This is a genomic window from Tumebacillus algifaecis (assembly GCF_002243515.1).
In the GTDB taxonomy this organism is placed as follows: domain Bacteria; phylum Bacillota; class Bacilli; order Tumebacillales; family Tumebacillaceae; genus Tumebacillus_A; species Tumebacillus_A algifaecis.
In genome coordinates this window covers 3,842,787-3,867,343 of record NZ_CP022657.1, presented here as the reverse complement: position 1 = coordinate 3,867,343, position 24,557 = coordinate 3,842,787, and the positions used below count along the sequence as shown (strand labels likewise).

Sequence of the window (24,557 nt, the reverse complement as noted above, 5' to 3'; positions counted from 1 at the left end):
TATAATGAGTGAAAAGGGGAGAGGGAAATGACACGCATTCAAGAGCTGTCTTTGCGCATCACTTCCTGCGACGCCTGCCCTCGACTTCGAGAGTGGTGTCAGGAAGTTGCACAGGTGAAGAAAGCAAAATATCAGGACGACACCTACTGGGGCCGCCCAGTGCCCGGTTTTGGCGACCCGAAGGCCCGGCTGATCATCTTGGGCCTCGCACCGGGCGCGCACGGGGCCAACCGCACGGGACGGGTGTTCACCGGCGATGAGTCGGGCAAATGGCTGTATGGAGCGCTGCATCATTTCGGGTTTGCCACCGAACCAGAAGCGTTGCATCGCACCGACAGTCTGCAATTGGTGGACGCCTACATCAACAACATCGTTCGCTGCGCCCCGCCACAGAACAAACCGACCGCAGGCGAAATTCAGAACTGTCGTCCCTTTTTTACGGAGGAACTGCGCTTGCTCACCGAAAAGAAGGTCGTGTTGGCGCTTGGCAAAATCGCATTTGACAACTATAAGAAGTTCATGCAGGAAGAAGGATACGACGTTAAAGGTCTAACCTTTGCCCACGGTGCCTGTTATACGTTTGACGATGGACGGCCGCATTTGGTTGCTTCCTACCATCCAAGCCAGCAAAATACATTTACCGGAAAGTTGACAAAAGCGATGTGGTATGGGATATTTCAAATAATTTGTCAACTGCTTGATCCTACGGACGTATAGATTTACATCGGGAATGGCCGTTCCAATTGGAACGGTTTTTTTGACAACCTGTTTAGCCGGAGTGGCTTGATATAAGAATAGAGCTTAGGAGGGGGCTGATCGCGGAAATGCGCACTCAGATGCAACAGATCGGGGGCCGTTTACGAACCTTTGCGGAGCAAAACTGTGACCTGCTCTACTTCAATGGCTTTTTGCTCATAAAATTTGTGCTGCTCGATGTTTGGATTGGCCTTGGCATCGGTTCGCCCTTGCAATGGGTCGCAACGTTGGCCGGGCTGTTTCTGCTCAGCAGCTTGTTCGTTTTGTTGCCGAAAAAAATTCGCTTGGCGGCGCTGCTCATCTTTGATCTGGTGATCAGTTTTATCATTTTTGCCGACCTTCTTTTCTATCGGAACTACAATCGTGTCATCCCGTTGCCAATGTTGGAGACGGCAGGACAGTTGGGCACGGTGACCACGGAGATCGGGAACCTGATCAAACGCTCAGACCTGCTGTTGCTAGTCGATTTTGTGGTGCTGATCCCGCTGCTTGTGATCGGCGGCAAGGACAAGCTGGTGAACCGTATCGGCAGTCTGCCAATACGCGCGCGCACCTCAGTTCTGCTGGCTGGATGCAGTGTAGCGCTGCTCGCCCTGCAAGGGTATGGGCTGGTCGCTGTGTACGGCAAGCCAGCCTACACGGAGATGTATACCAACAACGTGATGATCCGCCACATGGGAATTTTAAGCTATCATGCGGTGGATGCGTATCATTATATCGGCGGCAACAACATCCAACAGTTGCAAGAGAGCGACCTCCGCGAAATCCGCACATGGATGGCCGAGCGTCGCCAAGAGCCGACTCCGAATGGGCAGGATGTTGCCAAGGGCAAGAATTTGATCATCGTGCAGATGGAAGCGTTGCAACGCTTTGTGATCAACAGCAAAGTGAACGGTCAGGAAGTGACGCCTCATCTCAACAAACTGATCGGGGAGTCGATCTATTTCGATAACTACTTGGCTGAGATCGGTACAGGCAACACGTCAGATGCAGAATTTATGACCTTAAACTCGTTCTACCCGGCAGAAGCGGGGGCGGTCTACACGCAGGAAGCGGACAACCAGTACCGTGCACTGCCGACCGTGCTCAAGGAGAGCGGCTACAGTTCTGCGTTTGTGTTTCATACCTACAAGCCAGATTTCTACAACCGAGAGAACATGTACAAAGCGCAAGGGTTTGACAAATTTTACTCCGAAAGCTTTTTTGGAAACGAAGATGTCATCGGTTGGGGAGCATCCGATCGCACCTTATTCAACAAGTCGCTGGACGTGATCAGCATTACGCACCAACCGTTTTTTTCTTTTTACATCACCTTGTCCGGTCACACCGATTACAAGATTCCCGATGCCTACAAAGAGTTGAACATCCCGGCTGGGCAGTACAGCGAGTTGTTCACCGACTACTTGCATGCACAGCACTATGCGGACAAAGCGCTAGGCGAGTACATGGCGGAGTTAAAAGAACGAGGCATCATGGACGAATCCCTGTTCGTCGTGTATGGCGATCATTTTGCGAACGGTCTGGACAAGCAGGAGATCGGCAAATATGAAGGGATCGGGCGTGAGGTGGACGATTACCTCTATCACGAACAAAAGAAGGTACCGCTCTTCATCCGTCTGCCCGGAGGTATCGAAGCTGGCGTCAACCACACCCCAGGTGGGCAGATGGACCTGATGCCGACGCTGGTCAACCTGCTTGGTGTGGACAAAAGCAAAGTGTTCTATTTCGGCCAAGACCTGCTGAACATGCAGCCAGGTCAGAGCTTCTCCGCTTTGCGCCAGTACGCCAACCCGACGACCTTTGCGACCGACAATCTGTTCTATCTGGCCAGTCAGGACGGTCTCTTCAACCACGGAGAATGCCATGACCGCACGAATGATGGTGCATTGCTCCCGGTTGAAACGTGCCGACCCGGTTGGGAACGCGCCAAGTGGGAGTTTAAAATGAACGATCTGATCGTCCGCTGGGACACGTTGCCGCGGGTGATGGAGAACGAGCACGTCACAAAATAGAGGGACCCTCCGGGGTCCCTCTTATGATTTGGCAGCTTTGGCCAGCTCTTCTTCGATAATTTCAGTGAAAACATCGAACGGTTGAGCACCAGTGACGATGCGGTTGTTGATGAAAAAGGTCGGCGTGCCGGAAACGGTGTAGGTGTTGCCCGCTTCAAAGTCTTTTTGGACGCGGTCGAGGTGCGTTTTGTTGTCGAAGCAGGTGTTAAATGCAGATGCGTTCAGGCCGAGGTCTACCGCCGTTTGTTTGAGCAATTCTTTGGTTAGCGAGCCGCTGTCGTTCGCTTTGGCAAAGAGTTGGTCGTGATAGTCCCAGAATTTATTTTGATCGTTCGCGCAGAGTCCGGCCATCGCGGCATTGACCGCTCCGGCATGAATCGCCCCGATCGGGTAGTTGCGGAACACATGGCGGACTTTGCCGTCATACTTTTCCATCACTTGCTCGATCGTCGGTTGTACCGATTTGCAGAAGGTGCATTCGAAGTCGGTAAATTCGACGATGGTCACCGCTGCATCTTTGGGTCCCCGCTCTGGGAAGCCTTCCGATTCGACCGGGGTCGGGGCTGTTTGCGCGCCCGGCTTGTCAACGTTTTGATTGGGGTCTTCAGCCGCCTGTTGAACCTGTTTGCTCAGTGCGGGGAGCGCTTGCTCCAGATCGTTCATTTTAAATAGGGTAAGGACGATGGCAACAGATTGGATGATGATCAGAACACCAAAGAGAATCAATACGGGAGCCAGCCATTTTTTCATGTTTTCTCTCCTCTGTGCTTGTGAAGGAGAAGAGGGCCGAAGCCCTCTTCATTCAGGCATTAGTTGTTCGCGTTGTTGTAGTCAAAATAGTTGTCGCCGCCGCCGTTACCGCAAACGGCACCCGCATTGATTGCACAGCCCCACAGCGGAGCATGCGAGTAGGCCAAGAACGAGTGCGGAGTTTTTACGGTAAAGGAGGTTGTGTTGTTCGTGGCACCTGTGCAGGTCGCCGTGCAGTAGGTCGTGCTGCTGCTCGTGCCGGTCGGGCAGTACCCGGTGTACGGGTCTGGCACCAGGCCATTGTACACGTCAAACGCGACTTGGTTGGTCGTCGTCGTGCGGACGTTCGAGTTGGTGCACTTGGTTACATCTTTGGACGAGTTGCAGGTGACGCCAGAATATTGGCTTGATTGGCAGATGACGTTGCCGTATTTGTCATCCATCGTCGTTCCGGAGTTGGTGACAGACAGGCAGGTCGTGCCGTTTACTTTGGTCGAGCCGCGGTTGACGCGCTGACGAATCGACCAGCCGACCATGCGCATGCCGCCGACCGTTTCGCCGCCTGCCTCACAGGTGACCGCCCATGACAGGTTGGTCGTCGCCGTGGTTGCTTCAGGCATGATCACCGCTTCGAGCGTGTTGTCTGGGCTCATTTTTGCGCTGGCAACAGCGCCGACCGGTTGTTCGAAGCTGAGGCCGAGTTGGTAGGCGGAACGCTCGATCTTAAACTTCGCCGGAGCCGGGAACGATTGGGAGAACTCAGCAAATTTGGCGTAATGCGCTTGCGCTTCTTCGCCTTTGCCCAATTTCTCAAGCGCATAGCCGTGCAGGAAGCTGATGTAGTACGCGCTTTCACCGATCAGGATCGTGTTCAGCGCAGCCTCTTCGTAGCGGCCTTGCTCAAGCAAGAATTCGGCATAGGAAGCGTGCGCATCGATGTTGCCCGCCGGGCGGTGATCGACCGCCTGTTTAAAGGAAGCTTCTGCCTCCGCTTTTTTGCCCATCTTGCCCAACGTTTCTGCTTTGTGCAGAGCTGCTTCGAAATCGCCAGGGTAAGCGGCGAGCGCTTTGTCAAAAAACGCGACGGCCGCTTCCGGCGTGCCTGCATCCAGCGCGATCTGTTTGATCCAGCCGGTGTACTGCACCTTGCCGTAAGTCAGTGCGATTTCGGCCGCTTTCAGTTCGTGCTGCAAAGCGAGTTTGGCCAGTTTGCTGTCTTTCGTCGCGGCGAACTCGTTGTAGTACGCCATCGCGAGACCGACATTGGCATGGCGGGAATCGGGGAACTTCTTCACCAGATTCTTGAACGTGTCGAGTTCTTTGGGCGAACCCTTGGCGGTCAGGTAGCTCTGCAACACTTCGACAGACTCGTTCGGGTCCGGAAGTTCGTTGGCATGACCGAGGTAGTTGCCTTGGATGAACTCTTCTACCCCGGGTTGGAACTTCTTGTCCGAGGCAGCAGTCGCAACTGCGCTACCGCTCCATTCCATTCCTGCAGGAGGGAGCAGCAGTGCTGCTGCCAGCATGATGCTGAACAGCTTTTTCATAGTGAAACACCTCCGAATGTAAAAAATATTATAATGATACGGGAAAAGGATAACACATAGCATGTAAGTTCACAATGTTCAATTTTTATATACGATATAAGAAGTAATACAAAAAATGTTCCAGAAAATGTTGAGGTATTTTTAATGTGGATGTGCTCTCGATCTGAAGGGATAAGCAGTGAAGCGGAAGGTGGAAGGTGGCGGTACATGTAGCAAAGACGAGGCGCGAGGATGGTGGCGCCAAGCTGGACATGCGTTTGGCGGCGGAGACCATAGGGCGCTCCGGGTGCAGACCGCAAAAAAGCCGCCTCCTTCATCGAGAAAGAGGCGGCGTGGATTAGTCGAGAAAATGAAGTCCAGTTTGGTAAGGGCTCGCTGCAATCTGATAGCGCGAGGGGAATGGGAAGTCTTTGGAGAATCCTTGCGCTTGATAATAGTACGAGGCGGCGAGGAAGCCCCGGCCCATTTTTTCTAATGCGTACCCGTGTAGAAAATCGAGGTAATCGCTTTTTTCACCGGGCAGCAGTGCGACGCGAAACGCTTCGGCATAGCGGCCTTGGTCGAGCAGATACTCGGTGTAGCCGATGTGAGCATCCAGGTTGCCTTCCGGGCGAGCGCTGATCGCTTTTAGGTAGAACAGTTCCGCTTTCGGATTGTTCAGCGCTTTGTTGAGCTCCGCATAGGTCATGTTGAGATTCCAGTTGTACGGATTTTTACGAAGGAGTTTGTCATACCATTCGGATGCTTTCTCCGGCATGCTGGATTCGAGCGCATAGTGGCGGATGCTCTCTATGTAGAGCGTTTGGCCAAAGGAATCGGCAATTTTTGATGCGGTCAAATAATGTTGGAGGATTTCAACATTTGTCTTGGCGGGGTGTGGGTCATGACCGTCTTGCAGCGATGACTGCAAGGCGCTGACGAGCCGCTCGTGCGCGTGACGACTTTCCGGATATTTTTGAACGAGCGCGCGGTAGTAGGGGATCTGCTCGGCAGTCGGTGCGGTGTTCGCGTAGGCTTGCACCATCGCCAGCGTTTCGTTGGGGTCGGGCAGGTCGCGCAGATGGTGTTCCTGAACATAGTCCCACACACCGGGTTGCAACTGTGGAACGGATGGGGAGAGCTCGACGCTTGCCTGCGCCGAACTGGAGAACAGCGCTGTCGTCAGTGCGCCTGCGATCAAACCTGCGAGAAGTGGCTTTTTCATGAGGGGAGTCCTCCTTGGGGGTTATTTTCCTCTTACTATGTAAGACGATGTTTTAGGCAAGAAGTTTCAAGCTTAAAGAAAAAAGATAAGGCATGAAATAGAAAAAGGCTTCCTACGCTTGTAGGAAGCCTTTCTTTCTTCGATCTGTTGGCGTGCCCTGCAGGAGTCGAACCTGCCTCTGCGGCTCCGGAGGCCACCGTGATATCCGATACACTAAGGGCACATGTTGTGAAATGAGCATGTTCTTGTGAAGAAGAACAATTGCTATGATACAGGAATCGTTTGCAAAAAGCAACTGTGAAGTTTGCACCGGTCTTGGTAAAATAGAGGACAGCACCGAATGGAGGGGATCAGAGAATGACTGTATCTCGTGCGCTTACGATTGCAGGCAGTGATTCGGGCGGCGGCGCCGGAATCCAAGCCGATTTGAAGACGTTTACCGTACTAGGCGTGTATGGAATGAGCGCCCTGACCGCCGTTACCGCCCAGAATACGCTGGGTGTTCACGGCATCTACAACTTGTCGCTGGAGGCGATCGCACAGCAGATCGATGCTGTCGCCGTCGATCTCGGCGTGGATGCGATCAAGACCGGCATGCTGGCACAAGTGCCGATCATCGAAACGGTCGCCATGAAGATCAAAGAACACCAACTGCCGAACCTTGTCGTCGATCCGGTCATGGTTGCCAAAGGCGGAGCGCAGCTGCTGGAAAATGATTCACAGCAAGCGTTGATCCGCCACTTGCTTCCGCTCGCCACCGTCGTCACGCCGAATTTGCCGGAAGCGGAAGTGCTGACTGGACGCACGATCCGCACGGTGGAAGAGATGAAGGAAGCGGCGCGCCAGATTCACAGCTTTGGCACGCGCTATGTTCTCGTCAAAGGCGGACACCTCGAAGGCGATGCGCTCGACATTTTGTACGATGGGGAGCAGTTTGCCGAATTTGTCTCGCCGCGTTTTGAGACCAAGCACACGCATGGGACGGGTTGCACATTTTCTGCCGCGATCACGTCCGAATTGGCGAAAGGCGCTGCGGTTTATGAAGCGGTACATACCGCCAAGCAGTTTATCACCTGTGCGATCGAAGATTCGCTCGGCTTGGGTCAAGGTCATGGACCGACCAACCACTGGGCGTATGTGCGGCGTCATCAACAGCACATTTAATGAAACAGAAGGGAGCGGGGTCTTGGTGACCCCGCTTTTTGTTATGCTCACTTATGGTCGTGCTCAGCCGTTCCGTGATGTTTCGATTTGGAGCGGGTCGTGACCAGCAGTTGGTCGAACACCCCGTGTAAGGACGGGTGCAGCACTTTGATCCCTTCGGCGGTGATCCCGCCTGGCACCGCGACGCGGCGGATGATGTCTTCAAACTCAAAGCCTTCTTCGGTCAGCAGTTTCCCGACCCCCATCGTCATCTCTTTGACCAGCGAATCGGCCAAATCGCGTGGAATCCCGCCCTGTCTGACCGCCGCCATCGCAAACTCACGCAGCATCACCGCCAAAAAAGCTGGTCCGCACGAACTGAGGTCGGAGCAGACGCGCAGGTCTGATTCCTCGACAACGATCGGTTTGGAGATGCGCTCAAGCCAGCCTTCAATAAAGCGGCGCTCCTCGGTGTGCATGCGGCTGCCATGCATGACCAGCGTGACGCCAGACAGCCCGACTTGCGTGATCGACGGGATGATTTTGCTCACGCGACAGGGTAGGATCGCTTCCATCTCCTCAAGCATCACCGCACTGTTGATCGAGATAAAATAATGATTTTCCCGAATATAAGGCAAGACTTGCTGTATGACACCCTTAGCATCGCCAGGTTTCACGCACAAAAAGACGATGTCGGAGCGGGAAACCGTTTCTTCAGGGGATGCAGCCGTTTCCACGTGGGGAAAGCGCGACGTGATTTGGGCCAGTTTTTCCGGACTTCGGTTGCAGGCGACGACCTGAAGCTCCGAAGGGGGCGTGGACTGGGAAAACGCCCGGACTAACATACCTCCCATACTCCCTGTCCCGATAAATCCAATCCGCAAGGCAGTCTCCTCCTTCTGAATGTCTATACTACGAGCATATTCGACAGGTCTGCCTGATAAGAACAATGAATTTTTTGCGCTGGTTTACGGCACCCTGAATAAAAAGGATGTTTTGCACATCAAAAAAGGAGTCTGAGCATGGAGGAACTCACCGCGCAGCCGATGCCCCTCGTTCGGCACGGAAAGCTGGTCTATGACAATTTAATGAAACTGGGCAAGTCGGAACCTTGGGTGCGCGAGATGCTCTCCCAATTGCAAATCTATGACATTCGGGATGTCCGATATGCATTGCTCGATCAGTCTGGGCGGGTGCACGTCCTGTTTGTCTAAACCTAGCAATCGCTTTTCCGATGACGTTTTGCTACACTTAGAAGCAAAGCAAGAAGCGAAAGGGTGAGGAGAGCATGCAGGTAGGAATGGGCTACGGACTCTGGCAGGAACAGACACAAAAGCTGATCATGACGCCAGAACTCCGCCAAGCGATCACCGTGCTGCAGTTCTCGTCACTCGAACTGCTCGACTTTTTGGAAAGCGAAACGCAGCACAACCCGATGCTCGAAGTGGAACGCACGATCGATTGGACCGAACTGGCCAAAGAACTGCGTCAAAACGGTGGTTCGCAGACGGCTGGCGGTTCGTATGCTCCGGCGCAAGAAGAAGCGCAAGACGGCATCCGCCAAGGGGTCACCTTGCATGAACATCTGGAAAAGCAGCTCCGACTGCTGCCGCTCACCGGAGAAATGCTCCGCATCGGGACGTATCTGATCGGCAATCTCGACAGCAACGGCTACCTCACGCTGTCGGTGGAAGATTGTGCTGTGGCGCTTGCCGTGCAAAAGGAGCGCGTCTTGCACGCCTTGCAGCACGTGCAAAGCTTGGAGCCGACTGGGGTCGGCGCGCGCAATCTCGGGGAGTGTCTCCGCTTGCAGTTGGCCGAAATGGAAAACGTCCCCCCTGCGATCGAGCGCTTGATCGACCACTATCTCGAAGAGGTGGCCCAAGGGCGGATCACCCGCGTCGCGGGGCTGTTAAACGTTTCGCCTGTCGAGGTGCAACGGATGGTCGATCTGCTCAAAAAGCTCGATCCCAAACCGGGGCGCATGTACTCGACCGAATCGCCTTCCTTCATCATCCCCGATGTGACGGTGGAGCGAGTCGGAAGCGACTATGTGGTCATCGTCAATGACAAGTCGGTACCGCGCCTGCGCATCAACGACTTTTACCGCAACATGTTGACTTCCAGCGATGAACTGCACAAAGAGACGAAAGATTACATCAACAGCAAGCTGAGCCATGCGCTCTGGCTGCTCAAGTCGATCGAGCAGCGCAGGCAGACGATCTACAACGTCACCACAGCGATCGTCGAGTTGCAACGCGCCTTTTTTGAGCAGGGAGTTCGCGCCCTCAAGCCGCTGACGCTCCGTCAGGTCGCTGAAAAGATCGGCATGCACGAATCGACCGTCTCCCGCGCCACCACCGGCAAGTATGTGCAGACGCCGCGCGGTGTATTTGAACTAAAATACTTTTTCACCTCGGGCGTTCAGACCACATCTGGCGAAAGCGCTTCGGCCGAAAGCATCAAATCGGAGATCAAACAGCTGGTCGAGGCCGAGAACCCGCGCAAGCCGCTCAGCGACCAAAAGCTGACCGAACTGTTGCAGGAAAAAGGCATTGAGATCGCGCGCCGCACGGTGGCCAAATATCGTGAAGAAGAGCACATCCCCTCATCGTCTTTACGCAAACGATATGAAGAATAAGGAAAAGCGGTTGCGCAATGACCGATAGTTGGATAAGATAAAAAGGAGCAGACCGTTGCGTCTGCATTTTTTTCACCAGTTGTGGGACACTATTTGCATACGAGGGACGATTTGAGTCCCGATTAGGAAGACTCAGGAAGGTGAATGTTGTGCCAACACACCTGTTGGAGCTTCAGCAACAGCTCGTGCCAGATCTGATCGAAATGATGAAAAAGCGCTACCGCATCTTGCATCATCTCTATCTTACCCAGCCGATCGGCAGACGAGCCTTAGCGCAACAATTGAATACGACCGAGCGCATACTCCGCGCCGAAGTCGATTTTTTAAAAGATCAGGGGCTGATCGTCGTGGAAACGGTCGGGATGCACCTGACGGAGCGCGGCATCAACCTGCTTGTGCAGTTGGCCGATGTGATCCGCGAAGTAGAAGGGTTGGCCGAGAAAGAGCGACGGTTGGCTGAGAAGTTGGGACTGCAGGAAGTGCACATCGTGGCCGGGGACGCCGATGCCGATCCATTGGTGAAAAAGGCGATCGGTCACGCGGCGGCAGAATGGTTGAAGAAGACCTTGCGCCAAGACGACATTCTGGCGGTCACCGGAGGCACGACCATCGCCACCGTCGCCGAATCGATCTCGCGTGCATCGCTTGGCGTAGAAGTGTTGCCAGCGCGCGGCGGGGTCGGGGAGAACATGGAATTTCAGGCCAACACCATCGCCTCGCGCATCGCCGCTCAACTGGGCGGCACCTACCGCCTGCTCCACGCACCAGACGTGTTGAGCGATGAAGCGCTGCAGTCGCTGATGAGCGACCCGCAGGTGCAGGACACCTTGCACCGCTTGCGCTCCGCTCGGATTGTCCTGCACGGCATCGGGCAAGCTATTCCTATGGCGAAGCGCAGACGACTCCCTGAGAGCCGCATCGAGCAGATCGAGGCGCACGGGGCGATCGCAGAAGCGTTCGGGTACTATTTTGATGCGATGGGCAACATCGTGCATGCGATGAACACGGTGGGGCTGCGCTTGAGCGACCTGAAGCACATTGAGCGCATTTCGGCAGTCGCGGGAGGAACAAGCAAGGCAGAGGCGATTTCTGCCGTGGCCTATGGAAGTCCGCTACAGGTGCTGATCACCGATGAAGCGGCGGCAGACGCGATTCTGGGACAGACAAAAAGAGAGATTGAATCCTAAGGAGGAGACATATAGATGGCTATCAAAGTGGGGATCAACGGATTTGGGCGCATCGGGCGCAATGTGTTTCGGGCAGCGTTTGGCAATGAAGAGGTGGAGATCGTAGCGGTCAACGATTTGACCGATGCGAATACGCTCGCCTTGCTGTTGCAATATGACTCGGTGCACGGCCAATTTGAGGCTGAAGTGCGCGCTGAAAATAACACCTTGATCGTCGGCGGCAAAGAGGTGCAGGTGCTGGCCGAAAAAGACCCGGCCAAACTGCCGTGGGCAGAGCTTGGTGTGGACATCGTCGTCGAATCGACCGGGCGCTTCACCGATGCGAAAGCGGCGGCAGCGCATCTGGAAGGCGGCGCGAAAAAAGTGATCATCTCCGCTCCGGCGAAAAATGAAGACATCACCGTGGTCATGGGCGTCAATGAAGACCAGTACGACCCGGCTAACCACCATGTCGTATCCAATGCTTCCTGTACGACCAACTGTTTGGCGCCGTTCGCCAAAATTTTGAACGACAAGCTCGGCATTAAACATGGATTGATGACCACCGTCCATTCCTATACGAACGACCAGAGCATTCTCGACCTGCCGCACAAAGACATGCGTCGTGCGCGCGCGGCGGCGCTGTCGATCATCCCGACTACCACAGGGGCTGCCAAAGCGGTCGCGCTGGTGTTGCCAGAGTTGAAAGGCAAGCTGAACGGCTTTGCGATGCGCGTGCCGACACCGAACGTTTCGGTGGTCGATCTGAACATCGAAGTGGAGAAACCGACCACAGTCGAAGAGGTCAACGCTATGCTGAAGGAAGCGGCAGAGGGCGGTCTGCAAGGCATCCTCGGCTACTCCGAACTGCCGCTCGTCTCGATCGACTACAACGGCAATCCGAACTCCTCGACGATCGACGCGCTGTCCACGATGGTCATCGACGGAACGATGGTAAAAGTGGTCTCTTGGTATGACAACGAGTGGGGTTACTCCTGCCGCGTCGTCGATCTCTGCGCATACATGGCAGCAAAAGGAATTGCGTAAGAACTGAAACTGTATAACATATTTCAGGGATGTCCTTGAAAAAAGTATGACACTTTCACCAAATGTTAGTTCCATCAGGCAGTAACATTTGGTAAAATCGATAGGGAAAAGATACATGAGGAGGAACGGATATCGACACCTCCTCATTTCCTATGATCGGAGGAACTTCCTATGAATAAGCAATCGGTTCGCGATCTCGATGTGAAGGGCAAAAAAGTATTTGTCCGCTGCGATTTTAACGTCCCGCTCGACGGCGCGACCATCACCGATGATACAAGAATTGTGGCGGCGTTGCCGACGATCCGCTATCTGATCGAAGAAGGAGCTCGCGTCATCCTTGCGTCGCACCTTGGCCGCCCGAAAGGCGAAGTGAATAGCAAATACTCGTTGGAGCCGGTCGCACAGCGTCTGTCCGAGCTGCTCGGCAAAGCTGTGGAAAAAACGCAAGGCTCGATCGGGCCCGAGGTGCAGGAGCGCGTCAACCTGTTGCAAGACGGCGATGTCCTCTTGTTGGAAAACGTTCGCTTCCATGCGGGCGAAGAGAAAAACGACCCGGAGCTTGCCAAGCAATTTGCGGAGCTGGCCGATGTCTATGTCAACGACGCGTTTGGCACGGCGCACCGCGCACACGCATCGACGGCTGGCATCGCGGAGCATCTGCCCGCGGTAGCAGGCTTGTTGATGGAGAAAGAGATCAACTTCATGGGTCAAGCGCTGGATGACCCCAACCGCCCGTTTACCGCGATCATCGGCGGGGCCAAAGTGTCGGACAAGATCACCGTCTTGGAGAATCTGCTCGGCAAAGTGGACCAGTTGATCATCGGCGGCGGGATGGCGAACACCTTCCTGAAATCGCTCGGCTACAAGCTGGGCAATTCGCTCGTCGAAGAGGACAAGTTGTTACTCGCCTCGGCACTGCTTGGCAAAGCGGAGAGCATGGGCGTGATGGTGTTCCTGCCGGAAGACCTCGTCGTCGCATCCGAGTTCAAGGCCGATGCGGAACATCGCGTCGTCGATGCTGAACTCGAAGGCGTGCCGGACGGCTGGATGGCGCTTGACATCGGGCCGAAATCGATGCGCACGTTCGAATTGGTCGTGCAGCGTTCGAATACGATCATCTGGAATGGTCCGATGGGCGTATTTGAAATGGACGCTTTTGCCAAAGGTACGATCTCGGTCGCGCAGTCGGTGGCCAAATGCTCCGGCACCACGATCGTCGGCGGCGGGGATTCGGTGGCAGCAGTCGAAAAAGCGGGTGTGGCCGACAAGATGTCGCACATCTCCACTGGCGGCGGCGCATCGCTCGAATTCCTCGAAGGCAAAGCATTGCCGGGAGTTGTCGCCCTGAATGATAAGTAAAGAACGACAGGCAAAGCATTGCCGGGAGTTGTCGCCCTGAATGATAAGTAAAGAACGACAGGCAAAGCATTGCCGGGAGTTGTCGCCCTGAATGATAAGTAAAGAACGACAGGCAAAGCATTGCCGGGAGTTGTCGCCCTGAATGACAAATAAAGAACGACAGGTAGAGGAGGAGAATCTAGTGCGTAAACCGATTCTCGCTGGCAACTGGAAAATGTTCAAAACGGTCGCGCAGGCGCAGTCCTTCGTCGAGCATCTGCAACAGCTCGCTCCGAACACGACAGATGTCGAGGCGGTGCTCTGCGCCCCGGCGACCTCACTCTATGCCCTGAACAATCTGCTTGCAGGCGGTACGATCAAACTGGCCGCGCAAAATCTGCATCAGGCGGAAGAAGGAGCATACACCGGGGAAGTGTCGGCGCTGATGCTCAAAGATGTCGGCTGCTCCTATGTGATCATCGGTCACTCCGAGCGCCGTCAGTATTTTGGCGAGACGGATGACACGGTCAATCAAAAAGTGCATGCGGCGTTCAAGCACGGACTGTTGCCGATCATCTGTGTCGGTGAAGACCTCGATCAGCGCAACCAAGGCATCACGAAAAACTGGGTCGAGGAGCAGGTCCGCGCCGCCCTTGCCAACGTGTCGGCTGACGATGTGTCTCGCGTGGTCATCGCTTATGAACCGATTTGGGCGATCGGCACGGGACAGACGGCGACGGCACAAGATGCAGGCGATGTCTGCACACACATCCGCCAAGTGGCAAGCGAGATGTACGGCAAGGAAAAAGGCGATCTGCTGCGCATCCAATACGGCGGTTCGGTTAAGCCTGAAAACATCGCAGAGCTGATGGCTCAGCCCGACATTGACGGCGCATTGGTCGGCGGGGCGAGCCTCGATCCAGGCTCGTTTGCCAAACTGCTCCAAGGCGCACTGAAGTAAGAGGGGGAACGACCATATGACACGTCCTGCACCTGTCGCCTTGATCATCCTCGACGGTTTCGGTTGGCGCGAGGAGACGAAAGGCAATGCCGTTTATCTGGCGAAGAAGCCGAATTTTGACCGCTATTGGAACCAGTATCCGCACACGACGCTGACCGCCTCGGGCGAAGCGGTCGGCCTGCCGGTCGGGCAGATGGGCAACTCGGAAGTCGGGCATTTGAACATCGGTGCCGGACGCATCGTGTATCAAGATCTGACCCGGGTCTCCAAGTCGATCCGCGAAGGCGAGTTTAAGCATAATCAGGCGTTTCTCAATGCCATCGAACACTGCAAAGCGAACGGCACCGCCCTCCACCTGTACGGGCTCGTGTCGGACGGTGGTGTGCACAGCCACATTTCGCACCTGATGGAACTGCTCGACCTCTGCCATGAGCAGGGCATGGGGCAGGACCAAGTGTTTGTCCACGCCTTCCTCGACGGTCGCGACGTCATCCCAGGCACGGCGCGTCAATATATCATCGACCTGCAAAAACGCATGCGCGACAACGGTGTCGGTCATATTGCGACCGTACAAGGCCGCTACTATGCGATGGACCGCGACAAACGCTGGGAGCGCACAGAAAAAGCGTACCGGGCGATGGTCTACGGCGAAGGGCCGTCTGCGTCCGACCCGCTGCAGGCCCTAGAAGATTCGTACCGCGCCTCGGTGACAGACGAATTTGTCCTGCCGACGGTGATCAAAAAGGAAGACGGAACTCCGGTTGGGCTGATCAAAGACAAAGATGCGGTCATCATGTTTAACTTCCGTCCCGACCGGGCGATTCAGATCTCGCAGGTGTTCACCAACAAGGACTTCCGCGGTTTCGATCGCGGCGAACGCTGTCCGCAAGACCTGTACTACGTCACCCTGACCAAATTTTCCGAGTCGGTGGGCGGATTTGTCGCCTACAAGCCGACCAGCCTCGACAACACGCTGGGCGAAGTGTTGACGCAAAACAAGCTCACGCAGCTGCGCATCGCGGAGACGGAAAAATTCCCGCACGTGACCAGCTTTTTCTCAGGTGGTCGCGAAGATGAGTTTGAAGGCGAAGAGCGCGCGCTGATCCCCTCGCCGAAAGTGGCCACCTACGACCTGCAACCGGAGATGAGCGCACAGGGCGTGGCGGACGCTTGTGTGGAAAAGATCGAAGCGGGTGTCGATTTCATCTGCCTTAACTTTGCCAATGCCGACATGGTTGGACACACCGGTTCTTTGGAAGCGGCGGTCAAAGCGGTAGAGACTGTCGATACCTGTCTGCGCCAAGTGGTCGAGAAAGTGTTGGAAAAAGGCGGCGTCTGCCTGATCACCGCCGATCACGGCAATGCGGACATGATGATCCTGCCGAGCGGGGAAGCGTGCACGACGCACACGACCGAGCCGGTGCCGTTCATCGTCACCAAAGAAGGGGTCGCGCTGCGCGACGGGGGCATCCTCGCTGACATCGCGCCGACCGTACTAAACTTGCTCCAACTGGCACAACCTGAAGAGATGACTGGCAAAAGCATCATTTCGTAACGGAATCCCATCCCATTTACATAAAAGGAGTGTTTATTGGTGAGTATTATCTATGATGTACGTGCACGTGAAGTTCTCGATTCTCGAGGCAATCCGACCGTTGAAGTGGAAGTCGAAACGGAAACAGGCATCATCGGCCGCGCGATGGTACCGTCCGGTGCTTCGACCGGAGCGTATGAAGCGGTTGAACTGCGCGATGGCGACCAAGGCCGTTACCTCGGCAAAGGCGTGCTCCAAGCGGTGGAAAATGTAAATGAGGAGCTCGGCCCGGAATTGATCGGCCAAGACATCTTTGACCAAGTGGGCATCGACAACCTGATGATCTCGCTCGATGCGACCCCGAATAAATCGAAATACGGTGCGAACGCGATCCTCGGCATCTCGATGGCCGTGGCGCACGCAGCAGCCAAAGAGCTCGGCTTGCCGCTTTACACGTACCTTGGCGGTTTCAACGCGAAGCAACTGCCGGTGCCGATGATGAACATTTTGAACGGTGGTCAACATGCGGACAACACGGTTGACTTCCAAGAGTTCATGGTCATGCCTGTCGGGGCTGAAACGTTCCGCGAGGCGCTGCGCATGGGAGCGGAAGTGTTCCATTCCTTGAAAAACGTCCTCAAAGCACAGGGGCTGAACACAGCTGTCGGCGATGAAGGCGGTTTTGCACCGAACCTGAAGACGAACGAAGAAGCGATCACGCTGATCATGTCTGCGATTGAAAAAGCGGGCTACACGCCGGGCGAAGACATCATGCTGGCACTCGACGTGGCAGCGACCGAAATGTTCAAAGACGGCAACTACCACCTCGAAGGCGAAGGCGTGACCAAAACGTCTGCAGAGATGGTGGCGATGTACGAAGAGCTGGTCAATAAATACCCGATCATCTCGATTGAAGACGGCCTGTCCGAAGATGACTGGGATGGCTGGAAACTGCTGACCGACCGCATCGGTGAGCGCGTGCAACTCGTCGGCGACGACCTGTTCGTCACCAACACCGAGCGTCTGGCAGACGGTATCGCCAAAGGCGTCGGCAACTCGATCCTCGTCAAGGTCAACCAGATCGGCACCTTGACCGAAACGTTCGACGCGATCGAGATGGCGAAGCGCGCTGGGTACACGGCGGTCATCTCGCATCGTTCCGGCGAGACGGAAGACGTGACGATCGCAGACATCGCGGTCGCAACCAACGCGGGTCAAATCAAGACGGGTGCACCGTCGCGCACCGACCGTGTGGCGAAGTACAACCAACTGCTGCGCATCGAAGACATGCTCGACTACACCGCGCAATACGGTGGTAAATCGGCATTTTACAACATCAAGCGTTAAACGGCCCTTTCTTGTCACCAAAGGAGCTTTCTGCTAATATAGAGGATGTAACTGTGTGGGCACGTTCCACACCCTGGAGGTGAGTTGGATGTTATTGACGATTGCGAAGGTTCTGCTCGTAATTTTTGCACTCGGTTTGATTTTGGTCGTCCTGCTTCAATCAGGTAAGAGCGCAGGTCTGTCCGGCGCGATCACTGGCGGTGCGGAACAACTCGTTGGCCGTAAAGCTCGTGGTTTTGATGCAGTTCTGGCTAAAATTACGGCAGGATTGGCAATTGGCTTCATTGGCCTCACCTTGTGGGTCGCTTGGCTGGTTGCAAACGCGTAACATCGACTAACAAATGGAGTACCGTGCTCGTCCTTTGGAGGAGGCGGTACTTTTTTCATAAACAGGGGCGGGGAGGCGACGAACAAGATGGGAGTTTGTCTTCTGTTACATGGCTATACCGGCACACCTTTTGAAGTGGAGCCGCTGGCGAAAGTTTTGGCCGCAACCGGACACATCGTCGCGATGCCGACATTGGCAGGACATGGCACGACGCGACATGAGATGAACCGTGTGACGTGGCGGGACTGGATCCAGAGCGCAGAAAAAGCACTGATCAGCCTGATGAATGAGCACCCTCATGAAAAAATCCACTTGGTCGGCTTTTCGATGGGCGGCTTGATCTTGGCCTACCTCTCGATCAAGCACGCAGAGCGTATCGGATCGCTGACGATGCTCTCCTCGCCGATTTACACGATCAACCACAAACAACTTTTTCGCACGATCGCCGAAGCGATCCAAAAGTCGATGCGCGCCGGAGACCGTCACGATGATGTGGCGCGCTACATGTTAAAGGTCAAAGGAACGCCGCTGCGCTCGCTCGTTCATTTCCGGCGTCTGATTCAGGAGGTCAAACCGAAGCTGGCCGAGTTGAACGTACCGCTTTTGGTGGTCCAAGGCGAGTTGGACGATTTGGTCGAGCCGCGCAGTGCTGCCTACATTTTGGAGGCGGCCGCGTGCGGTCAGAAAGAGTTGCAATTCTTTTCTCGTTCGGGGCACATGATCTGCCACGATTGCGAACGAGAGGAAGTTTGCCAGCGCGTGGTCAACTTTATCGAGCGGATTGAGGGGGCAGCAGAGGGCAACGTGTGAAATGGCCCTCTTTTTGTTTAGCCCCGCGCCAGTCTGCGCATACTTTAGAAAAGAAGAAGGGGGGCACCGATAACTGTGCTAACCGAAGAACGACTGTTAGAACTGATGAGCGGGCTTGAATACAAGCCGATGACCATCGCTGAACTGGAAGACCATTTCAGCATTGACAACACGGATGGACTGGAAGAGCTGATCCAAATCCTTCGCTTGATGGAAGACACCGGGCAGATCGTCCGCACCAGAAGTGATGCGTTTGGTGTACCTGAAAAAATGAATCTGGTCGTAGGGAAACTGCAAGGCAAATCGAAAGGGTTTGGCTTTGTGATCCCGGAAGACAGTGTGAAATGGCCGCAAGACTTGTTTGTGGCAGCAGGCGATATGAATGGTGCGATGCATGGCGACCGCGTCATCGCCCGCATCAACAAGAAAGGCGGCGGCAAGCGTCAGGAAGGCGAGATCATCCGCATCTTGGAGCGTGCCACGAAGACGGTCGTCGGTACGATCGTGACGATGACGGGCCGCTATGCGTTTGTCACCCCTGATGACAAGCGTCTTGGACAGGACATCTTTTTGGCTGAGGAAGATTACAACGGGGCAAAAGAGGGTCACAAGGTCGTGGTGGAGATCACTGCCTACCCGGAAGGCTGGCGCAATCCGCAGGGTCGGGTGCTAGAAGTGCTCGGCAACCCGGACGATCCAGGCGTGGATATCCTGTCGGTAATCCGCAAATTTGGACTGCCGGAAGAGTTCCCAGAAGAGGTGCTGGAAGCGGCGAACGACGCACCCGATCTGATCACCGAACGTGACATGGCAGGCCGCAAAGACCTGCGCGATTGGGTCTGTGTGACGATCGACGGCGAAGACGCGAAAGACCTTGACGATGCGGTCAACGTCGAACGGCTTGACAATGGCAATTACCTGCTCGGCGTACATATCGCAGACGTGTCCTACTACGTTCGCGAAGGGGAACCGCTCGATCAGGAAGCGTATGCGCGCGGTACGTCCGTCTATCTCGTAGACCGCGTGATTCCGATGTTGCCGCATCGTTTGTCCAACGGGATCTGTTCGTTGAACCCGCAGGTGGATCGCTTGACGATGACCTGCGAGATGGAATTTTCCCCGAGCATGGAACTGGTGCGCCACGACATCTACCCGTCGGTCATCAATACGACGGAGCGCATGACCTATACGAACGTGCGGAAAATCCTGACTGAGCCAGATCAACATCCGGACTTGATGGAGCGCTATGCCGCGCTGGTGCCGATGTTCCAAACGATGGAGGAACTGGCGATGAAACTGCGCGACCGCCGGATGGACCGCGGTGCGATCGACTTCGATTTTCAGGAGACGAAGATCATCATCGGCGCGGACGGCAAAGTAGCCGACATCAAAAAGCGTGAGCGCACGATTGCTGAGATGATCATCGAAGAATGCATGCTCGCGGCCAATGAGACGGTATCTGAGCACTTCTTTTGGATGAACATCCCGTTCCTGTACCGGATTCACGAAGAGCCGGATGCTGACCGTCTGCAAAATTTCAACGAGTTTATCCACAACTTCGGCTACCACATCAAAGGGGCGGGCGGCAACAACAAGATTCATCCGCACGCGCTGCAAGAGTTGCTGGTAAAAGTGAAAGGGTCGCAGGAGGAGCGGATCATCAACACCGTCATGCTGCGCTCGTTGAAGCAGGCGAAATATTCGCCGGAGCCGCTCGGCCATTTCGGGCTGGCTGCCAAATACTACAGCCACTTCACTTCACCGATTCGCCGCTATCCGGACTTGCAGATTCACCGGATCATTCGCGATGTGATCAACAACGGCGGGAAGTTGAGCAATGAGCGGATCGAGCGTCTTCAAGAGATGATGGATACGGTCGGCAAGCACACGTCAGAACGCGAGCGCGTCGCGGTGGAAGCGGAGCGCGAGACGGACGATATGAAAAAGGTCGAATACATGTTGGACAAAGTTGGCGAAGTGTTCGAGGGCATCGTCAGCGGCGTGACCTCCTTTGGGATGTTCGTTGAGTTGGAAAATTCGATCGAGGGGATGATTCATATCTCCTACATGATCGACGACTATTACAACTTCAACGAGAAGCAGTATTGCCTGATCGGGGAGCGCACAGGTCGCATCTACCGCATCGGTGATCCGGTGAAGATCAAAGTGATGGGTGCGAACAAGACGGATCGCACGATCGACTTCCAACTGCTCAACCATGTGAAAAACAACGAGCAGCGCGCCGAATTGGCCGAGCGCCGCAAGACCAAACAGGTCAAAGGCAGCAAGGTAGCAGGTAAAGGCGGCAACGCCAACGCTAAGGCTAACGCTGGCAAAAAGACGGCGGAGAAAAAGAAGACGGGACGCACACCAGCCGAACTGGCCGAATTGAAGCAAGCGGTGAACAAAGCGCGTCGCAAAAACAAAAAGAGAAAAGCCCGCTGATCGATTCAGCGGGTTTTTCTCTTGACGATCGTGCGAGGGGTATGCTAATATTTTTGGAACATAAGGAGGTGGCACGCCGATGTCGGCACAGACAGAACCGAAAGTCCTCGCCCAGAATAAAAAAGCAACGCATGATTACTTCATCGAAGAAACGATCGAAGCGGGTCTCGTTCTGACTGGCACGGAGATCAAGTCGATCCGCCGCGGCCGCGCCAACCTCAAGGATAGCTTCGCCCGTATTTCTAGCGGTGAAGCACACCTGATGAACCTGCATATCTCGCCGTTCGAAGAGGGCAATCGCCACAACGTAGACCCGACCCGCACGCGCAAGTTGCTGATGCACAAGCACCAGATCAACAAGCTGTTCGGTCAGACGCGTGAGAAGGGCTATGCGCTCGTTCCGCTCAAGCTGTACATCAAGAATGGCTACTGCAAGGTGCTGATCGGTCTTGCGAAGGGTAAGAAGAACTACGACAAGCGTCAGGACATCGCAAACCGCGATGCCAAGCGTGAGATGGAGCGTGTGCTCAGAGAACGCCAGAAGTACTAAGAAGTACCTCCGCCGTGGCGGGGGAGAGTGTGGTATACTAGTAAGCGTGCAGTTCCGGCAAGACCCTTCTATCATGGGGGCGTTTTTGGATTCGACGGGGATTGTTCGAGTATGATGTTGCGAGTCGTGGGGCTGCGAGGCCACGTAAAAAACGCGGAAAGCGATAAACGCTAAGAAACCTAGCTTTAACCAAAACCTCGCGTTCGCAGCTTAGTCTGTGAATCCGTCCTTTGTGCTTACTCCTGCGTAGCCCTTAGGACGTCACTCTAGCGGGATAGCTTGAGGACTTGCTCGTGGTCCTCCAGCGAAACGTAAACGAGCTAGCCTGATGGCAGCGTGTCGCTCCGCGTCCTGACGGCGAACTTCCAAAAGAGACGACTACACTCGTAGAAGCTCATGCAGCGAGGTCTTCGGACAGGGGTTCGACTCCCCTCGCCTCCACCATTAAAAACCCTGTACGAGAGATCGGCGTCAAACTCATGTATGGCGCGGCTTTCAACGACTACAGTGTTTACAAATTCCTGAAGCACTTGCTTTTTCTCGTGATCATGCGGGAGAATAGTGAGTGTTTTTTCGTTTTGAGGATGTTTTTTACGAGTTCTTCGTTCGATCCGTTTCAACTCCACTTTGATCCCCTCCTTTTGTATCTCAGCATGTTTGATTTTTCCGATGAAAGCACTCCCCCAGACCCTCGCCTACTAGTTCCAACCAGTTGTTTATCCTTTTATCAAGCGATTCGATCTCTTTAAGAAGAGGAGCCATCGCCTCTTCCTCCAATTGGTTGTCCGAGCGAGAGACCAGATATAAAAGGCGGGCGAGGTGAAAAAAAGAGACCGCTTCAGCGGTCTCTGCACATCGGCTATTGGCAAACACGGTAATCGCCTTGCCAGTAGCAACCCCATTCGTCTAGTGGTGGTCCACCCCACTCGAAAATTCCAACAGTAAGCACAGCAGCCAAAACAAAAATACCGGCAGCTTTCAACATGACAAACACCTCCGATTTTTTTATTTTGTAACAATTTAATAATAACATAAATTTCATGAAAAAGTAAATAGAATACTGTACTTTGGGTGATTCAATATGTAGAAAAGGGGGCGGAAGTGTTATGACCAAAACCAAGATTGATCGGGCCGATATGGCCTAGAATCCGAACAACGTCAGTGCAGCGAGGGCGGCAAGACGGTGACGAAGATTTCCAAACGCCTTGAAGTATCTCGCCAGCGGGCGCACGAGGTGAACCGGAAACTCGCTTGGGCGATATACGACAAACAACCACGGACACTTCGGACATTTCGGACAGTTTTTGCGATGCACATTCACCGCGTGATACACTTGTGCCAGAAGCAATTGATGATGGATAGACCGCTTGCAGATCATGACGATCAAGGCAGGTGGTCTTTCTATTTCCAAACATAAGTACGAAGGAGAACAAATTTATGCGTTTTTTGGTAAATGCATCGCGTGCAGATGCTTCTACATTTGCTTGGATCAATAAAAAAGAGGAGGCAAGAGCCTCCTTTTTTAGGGAAGTCTATCCCACTTGTAGAGTGTCCCTCTGTATAGCACTGTAATAGTGTCACCATTAGTTTCAGAACTTATCTGGTGAATATATCCAGTATAACCGTATTTATCAGAGTAATGAATGACTGGATAGATAGTCTGCCCTATCGTGTAGGAAATATACAACTCAACTTCTTTTGATTGGGCTTCAGGCTGGATGACACTTTCTACACTTGGTAAGGCTGGACTGGAAGAAACAAGGCTAACAGGGGCTGCGCTAGCGGATGAAGCGATTGCAAGGGCTGACAAAACAGCAAGAGTGCCAACTACGAATCTTTTCACTTTTAACCAACTCCTTATAGTTTTAATTAATTATATCACAGGGAAACCAATTGTGTAACATTGAAAACTGCGTTTTAGAGAAGCTGGGGTATTATTTGCTGTACAAAAGAAGGCGTTATCGCCAATGAATATTCATTTATGAATATTGGAGAAGTGCAATCAAAGAAGCATTTTTGAAAAAAATGTAATGACGCTTCAAGCACTCCATCGCATATGCGTGTATCTTGGGCCTAGAGCTCAGCGGAGAGAGCAGCCGCCTCCTAAGCGGCAGGTCGCAGGTTCGAATCCTGCCGGGAGCAGCAGAGTATGCATAAATGAATATCTACTAATTGTTCATATCAGAATGCAAGCGAAAAAGTATTGGTTTGGGTACGAAATCAACCTTTGTGCAGAATTCAAAAAAATAATTTATTTTGTAATATAAATATGAAAATACAAAACAGAGGAGTGTTTTTGATGAAGAAATTGGTTGCTGGAATGCTCACTGCATTGGTTCTCGCTTCTGCGGTCGCACCTCATGGAGTGAATGCGGCTACTGGTGGAGATAGCTACGAAAACAATGATAGCTTTGCGGATGCGAAGCGCCTACAAACAGCATTTGGAGCGATTGCGGTTCTAGCAAATCTCTGGGGAACCCCTACAAGGTCAACCGCAACTGGAGAAGATGAGGATTTCTTCGAGATTCTCGGCAGGGGACAGAATTTTGAAATTACTTTACAAATTCCAAGCGCTAGTTTTGCTCTTGATTATGATTTAGAACTGTACGATGAGAACTACAATTTGGTCGGATTCTCCCGAAATGGTTCAAACAAGGATGAGAAAATAGTGAAATATTTGGATAATCGGAAGAAGTACTACATCAGAGTGTACAGCTATTTAAGCCATTTCACTACTAATGACTACGTCTTAACGGGTATTGCTCGCTAGTGGAGTGACTATGAAATAAAAGTCCATCTAAAGCAATAGGTTCAACAGGATAAGGATAGATCGCCCGCGACTCTACTGCCATTAGGTCTAAACGCGCAGGCGGTCTTTCTTTTTCCTATACTCTTCAGTTTCACAATTGCGCGGCACCCACTGGAGAGACGCCAGCCCTAAAGCTCGACATAGTGTCAGTTCAGCTCGCCATCGCCCT

General features: G+C 53.8%; 21 protein-coding genes, 2 tRNA genes and 1 other RNA gene. 18 read left to right on the top strand and 6 right to left on the bottom strand.

The features are described from left to right. The first annotated feature begins 27 nt into the window (after positions 1 to 27). Positions 28 to 717 carry a uracil-DNA glycosylase gene (locus tag CIG75_RS17135; RefSeq protein ID WP_094237744.1) on the top strand — a complete coding sequence of 230 codons (690 nt, stop codon included), beginning with the start codon at positions 28 to 30 and terminating at the stop codon, positions 715 to 717. 107 nt (positions 718 to 824) lie between these two features. Next, on the top strand, positions 825 to 2,768 hold the full coding sequence (locus CIG75_RS17130) for an LTA synthase family protein (protein ID WP_094237743.1): 1,944 nt from the start codon (positions 825 to 827) through the stop codon (positions 2,766 to 2,768). 21 nt (positions 2,769 to 2,789) lie between these two features. On the opposite strand, the gene CIG75_RS17125 is transcribed toward CIG75_RS17130, so the two are convergent. The 4 genes from CIG75_RS17125 to CIG75_RS17110 all read right to left on the bottom strand — a co-directional run bounded on the left by CIG75_RS17125 (position 2,790) and on the right by CIG75_RS17110 (position 6,492). Beyond that, the gene (locus CIG75_RS17125; RefSeq protein ID WP_094237742.1) at positions 2,790 to 3,518 is read right to left on the bottom strand and encodes a DsbA family protein; all 729 of its coding nucleotides are present in this window, start codon (positions 3,516 to 3,518) and stop codon (positions 2,790 to 2,792) included. Positions 3,519 to 3,577: 59 nt separating this feature from the next. Continuing rightward, positions 3,578 to 5,065 (bottom strand): tetratricopeptide repeat protein, encoded by a 1,488-nt coding sequence (locus CIG75_RS17120; protein ID WP_157729616.1) that lies wholly within the window; start codon positions 5,063 to 5,065, stop codon positions 3,578 to 3,580. Between the two features lie 337 nt (positions 5,066 to 5,402). Next, positions 5,403 to 6,269 (bottom strand): tetratricopeptide repeat protein, encoded by an 867-nt coding sequence (locus tag CIG75_RS17115; protein ID WP_094237740.1) that lies wholly within the window; start codon positions 6,267 to 6,269, stop codon positions 5,403 to 5,405. A gap of 148 nt (positions 6,270 to 6,417) precedes the next feature. Continuing rightward, positions 6,418 to 6,492, bottom strand: a tRNA-Arg gene (locus CIG75_RS17110). 134 nt (positions 6,493 to 6,626) lie between these two features. On the opposite strand from CIG75_RS17110, the gene thiD reads away from it, so the two are divergent. Next, positions 6,627 to 7,433, top strand: coding sequence for a bifunctional hydroxymethylpyrimidine kinase/phosphomethylpyrimidine kinase (thiD, locus tag CIG75_RS17105; protein ID WP_094237739.1), 807 nt, complete (start codon positions 6,627 to 6,629; stop codon positions 7,431 to 7,433). A 47-nt stretch (positions 7,434 to 7,480) separates the two neighbouring features. Here the strand turns inward: thiD and CIG75_RS17100 are convergent, their stop codons facing one another. Then, positions 7,481 to 8,296 carry a pyrroline-5-carboxylate reductase dimerization domain-containing protein gene (locus CIG75_RS17100; RefSeq protein WP_094237738.1) on the bottom strand — a complete coding sequence of 272 codons (816 nt, stop codon included), beginning with the start codon at positions 8,294 to 8,296 and terminating at the stop codon, positions 7,481 to 7,483. 138 nt (positions 8,297 to 8,434) lie between these two features. Here CIG75_RS17100 and CIG75_RS17095 point away from each other — a divergent pair, with 138 nt between their 5' ends. From CIG75_RS17095 to ssrA, 13 genes are all read left to right on the top strand, one after another. Next, positions 8,435 to 8,626, top strand: coding sequence for a YetF domain-containing protein (locus CIG75_RS17095; protein WP_094237737.1), 192 nt, complete (start codon positions 8,435 to 8,437; stop codon positions 8,624 to 8,626). 74 nt (positions 8,627 to 8,700) lie between these two features. Then, the gene (rpoN, locus tag CIG75_RS17090) at positions 8,701 to 10,053 is read left to right on the top strand and encodes an RNA polymerase factor sigma-54 (RefSeq protein WP_094237736.1); all 1,353 of its coding nucleotides are present in this window, start codon (positions 8,701 to 8,703) and stop codon (positions 10,051 to 10,053) included. A 140-nt stretch (positions 10,054 to 10,193) separates the two neighbouring features. Further along, a complete protein-coding gene (locus CIG75_RS17085; RefSeq protein ID WP_322348591.1) occupies positions 10,194 to 11,240 on the top strand; it encodes a sugar-binding transcriptional regulator in 1,047 nt (348 codons plus the stop codon). A 15-nt stretch (positions 11,241 to 11,255) separates the two neighbouring features. Further along, complete coding sequence (gene gap, locus CIG75_RS17080) at positions 11,256 to 12,266, top strand: type I glyceraldehyde-3-phosphate dehydrogenase (RefSeq protein ID WP_094237735.1); 1,011 nt, start codon at positions 11,256 to 11,258, stop codon at positions 12,264 to 12,266. Positions 12,267 to 12,437: 171 nt separating this feature from the next. Further along, positions 12,438 to 13,625 carry a phosphoglycerate kinase gene (locus CIG75_RS17075; protein ID WP_094237734.1) on the top strand — a complete coding sequence of 396 codons (1,188 nt, stop codon included), beginning with the start codon at positions 12,438 to 12,440 and terminating at the stop codon, positions 13,623 to 13,625. Between the two features lie 181 nt (positions 13,626 to 13,806). Continuing rightward, positions 13,807 to 14,565, top strand: coding sequence for a triose-phosphate isomerase (tpiA, locus tag CIG75_RS17070; protein WP_094237733.1), 759 nt, complete (start codon positions 13,807 to 13,809; stop codon positions 14,563 to 14,565). Positions 14,566 to 14,581: 16 nt separating this feature from the next. Further along, positions 14,582 to 16,120 (top strand): 2,3-bisphosphoglycerate-independent phosphoglycerate mutase, encoded by a 1,539-nt coding sequence (gpmI, locus tag CIG75_RS17065; RefSeq protein ID WP_094237732.1) that lies wholly within the window; start codon positions 14,582 to 14,584, stop codon positions 16,118 to 16,120. A gap of 39 nt (positions 16,121 to 16,159) precedes the next feature. Further along, complete coding sequence (eno, locus tag CIG75_RS17060; protein WP_094237731.1) at positions 16,160 to 17,446, top strand: phosphopyruvate hydratase; 1,287 nt, start codon at positions 16,160 to 16,162, stop codon at positions 17,444 to 17,446. A gap of 88 nt (positions 17,447 to 17,534) precedes the next feature. Beyond that, the gene (gene secG, locus CIG75_RS17055) at positions 17,535 to 17,774 is read left to right on the top strand and encodes a preprotein translocase subunit SecG (protein ID WP_094237730.1); all 240 of its coding nucleotides are present in this window, start codon (positions 17,535 to 17,537) and stop codon (positions 17,772 to 17,774) included. 87 nt (positions 17,775 to 17,861) lie between these two features. Further along, positions 17,862 to 18,584, top strand: coding sequence for an alpha/beta hydrolase (locus CIG75_RS17050; RefSeq protein ID WP_094237729.1), 723 nt, complete (start codon positions 17,862 to 17,864; stop codon positions 18,582 to 18,584). A 105-nt stretch (positions 18,585 to 18,689) separates the two neighbouring features. Next, positions 18,690 to 21,029 carry a ribonuclease R gene (gene rnr / locus CIG75_RS17045; protein ID WP_407701297.1) on the top strand — a complete coding sequence of 780 codons (2,340 nt, stop codon included), beginning with the start codon at positions 18,690 to 18,692 and terminating at the stop codon, positions 21,027 to 21,029. Between the two features lie 79 nt (positions 21,030 to 21,108). Continuing rightward, positions 21,109 to 21,579, top strand: a complete 471-nt coding sequence (gene smpB / locus CIG75_RS17040) for an SsrA-binding protein SmpB (RefSeq protein ID WP_094237727.1) — start codon at positions 21,109 to 21,111, stop codon at positions 21,577 to 21,579. A 75-nt stretch (positions 21,580 to 21,654) separates the two neighbouring features. Continuing rightward, positions 21,655 to 22,023: a transfer-messenger RNA gene (ssrA, locus tag CIG75_RS17035) on the top strand. A gap of 1,078 nt (positions 22,024 to 23,101) precedes the next feature. On the opposite strand, the gene CIG75_RS20830 is transcribed toward ssrA, so the two are convergent. Beyond that, entirely contained in the window at positions 23,102 to 23,422 is a 321-nt protein-coding gene (locus tag CIG75_RS20830) for a hypothetical protein (protein ID WP_157729615.1), read from the bottom strand. A gap of 234 nt (positions 23,423 to 23,656) precedes the next feature. Between CIG75_RS20830 and CIG75_RS17025 the strand changes: the two genes are divergently transcribed. Together CIG75_RS17025 and CIG75_RS17020 are read left to right on the top strand one after the other, a co-directional pair. Then, positions 23,657 to 23,718: transfer RNA gene (locus tag CIG75_RS17025), tRNA-Arg, on the top strand. A 160-nt stretch (positions 23,719 to 23,878) separates the two neighbouring features. Beyond that, complete coding sequence (locus CIG75_RS17020; RefSeq protein WP_094237725.1) at positions 23,879 to 24,349, top strand: hypothetical protein; 471 nt, start codon at positions 23,879 to 23,881, stop codon at positions 24,347 to 24,349. The last annotated feature ends 208 nt before the right edge of the window (positions 24,350 to 24,557 follow it).

Excerpts from the sequence above, each read along its gene's own strand:
- thiD (WP_094237739.1), top strand. The coding sequence starts at position 6,627 with ATGACTGTATCTCGTGCGCTTACGATTGCAGGCAGTGATTCGGGCGGC.
- CIG75_RS17115 (WP_094237740.1), bottom strand. The coding sequence starts at position 6,269 with ATGAAAAAGCCACTTCTCGCAGGTTTGATCGCAGGCGCACTGACGACA.
- CIG75_RS17125 (WP_094237742.1), bottom strand. The coding sequence starts at position 3,518 with ATGAAAAAATGGCTGGCTCCCGTATTGATTCTCTTTGGTGTTCTGATC.
- secG (WP_094237730.1), top strand. The coding sequence starts at position 17,535 with ATGTTATTGACGATTGCGAAGGTTCTGCTCGTAATTTTTGCACTCGGT.
- CIG75_RS17120 (WP_157729616.1), bottom strand. The coding sequence starts at position 5,065 with ATGAAAAAGCTGTTCAGCATCATGCTGGCAGCAGCACTGCTGCTCCCT.
- CIG75_RS17135 (WP_094237744.1), top strand. The coding sequence starts at position 28 with ATGACACGCATTCAAGAGCTGTCTTTGCGCATCACTTCCTGCGACGCC.
- CIG75_RS17075 (WP_094237734.1), top strand. The coding sequence starts at position 12,438 with ATGAATAAGCAATCGGTTCGCGATCTCGATGTGAAGGGCAAAAAAGTA.
- CIG75_RS17095 (WP_094237737.1), top strand. The coding sequence starts at position 8,435 with ATGGAGGAACTCACCGCGCAGCCGATGCCCCTCGTTCGGCACGGAAAG.
- CIG75_RS17130 (WP_094237743.1), top strand. The coding sequence starts at position 825 with ATGCGCACTCAGATGCAACAGATCGGGGGCCGTTTACGAACCTTTGCG.
- gap (WP_094237735.1), top strand. The coding sequence starts at position 11,256 with ATGGCTATCAAAGTGGGGATCAACGGATTTGGGCGCATCGGGCGCAAT.
- smpB (WP_094237727.1), top strand. The coding sequence starts at position 21,109 with ATGTCGGCACAGACAGAACCGAAAGTCCTCGCCCAGAATAAAAAAGCA.
- rnr (WP_407701297.1), top strand. The coding sequence starts at position 18,690 with ATGAGCGGGCTTGAATACAAGCCGATGACCATCGCTGAACTGGAAGAC.
- rpoN (WP_094237736.1), top strand. The coding sequence starts at position 8,701 with ATGCAGGTAGGAATGGGCTACGGACTCTGGCAGGAACAGACACAAAAG.
- gpmI (WP_094237732.1), top strand. The coding sequence starts at position 14,582 with ATGACACGTCCTGCACCTGTCGCCTTGATCATCCTCGACGGTTTCGGT.
- CIG75_RS17020 (WP_094237725.1), top strand. The coding sequence starts at position 23,879 with ATGAAGAAATTGGTTGCTGGAATGCTCACTGCATTGGTTCTCGCTTCT.
- CIG75_RS17050 (WP_094237729.1), top strand. The coding sequence starts at position 17,862 with ATGGGAGTTTGTCTTCTGTTACATGGCTATACCGGCACACCTTTTGAA.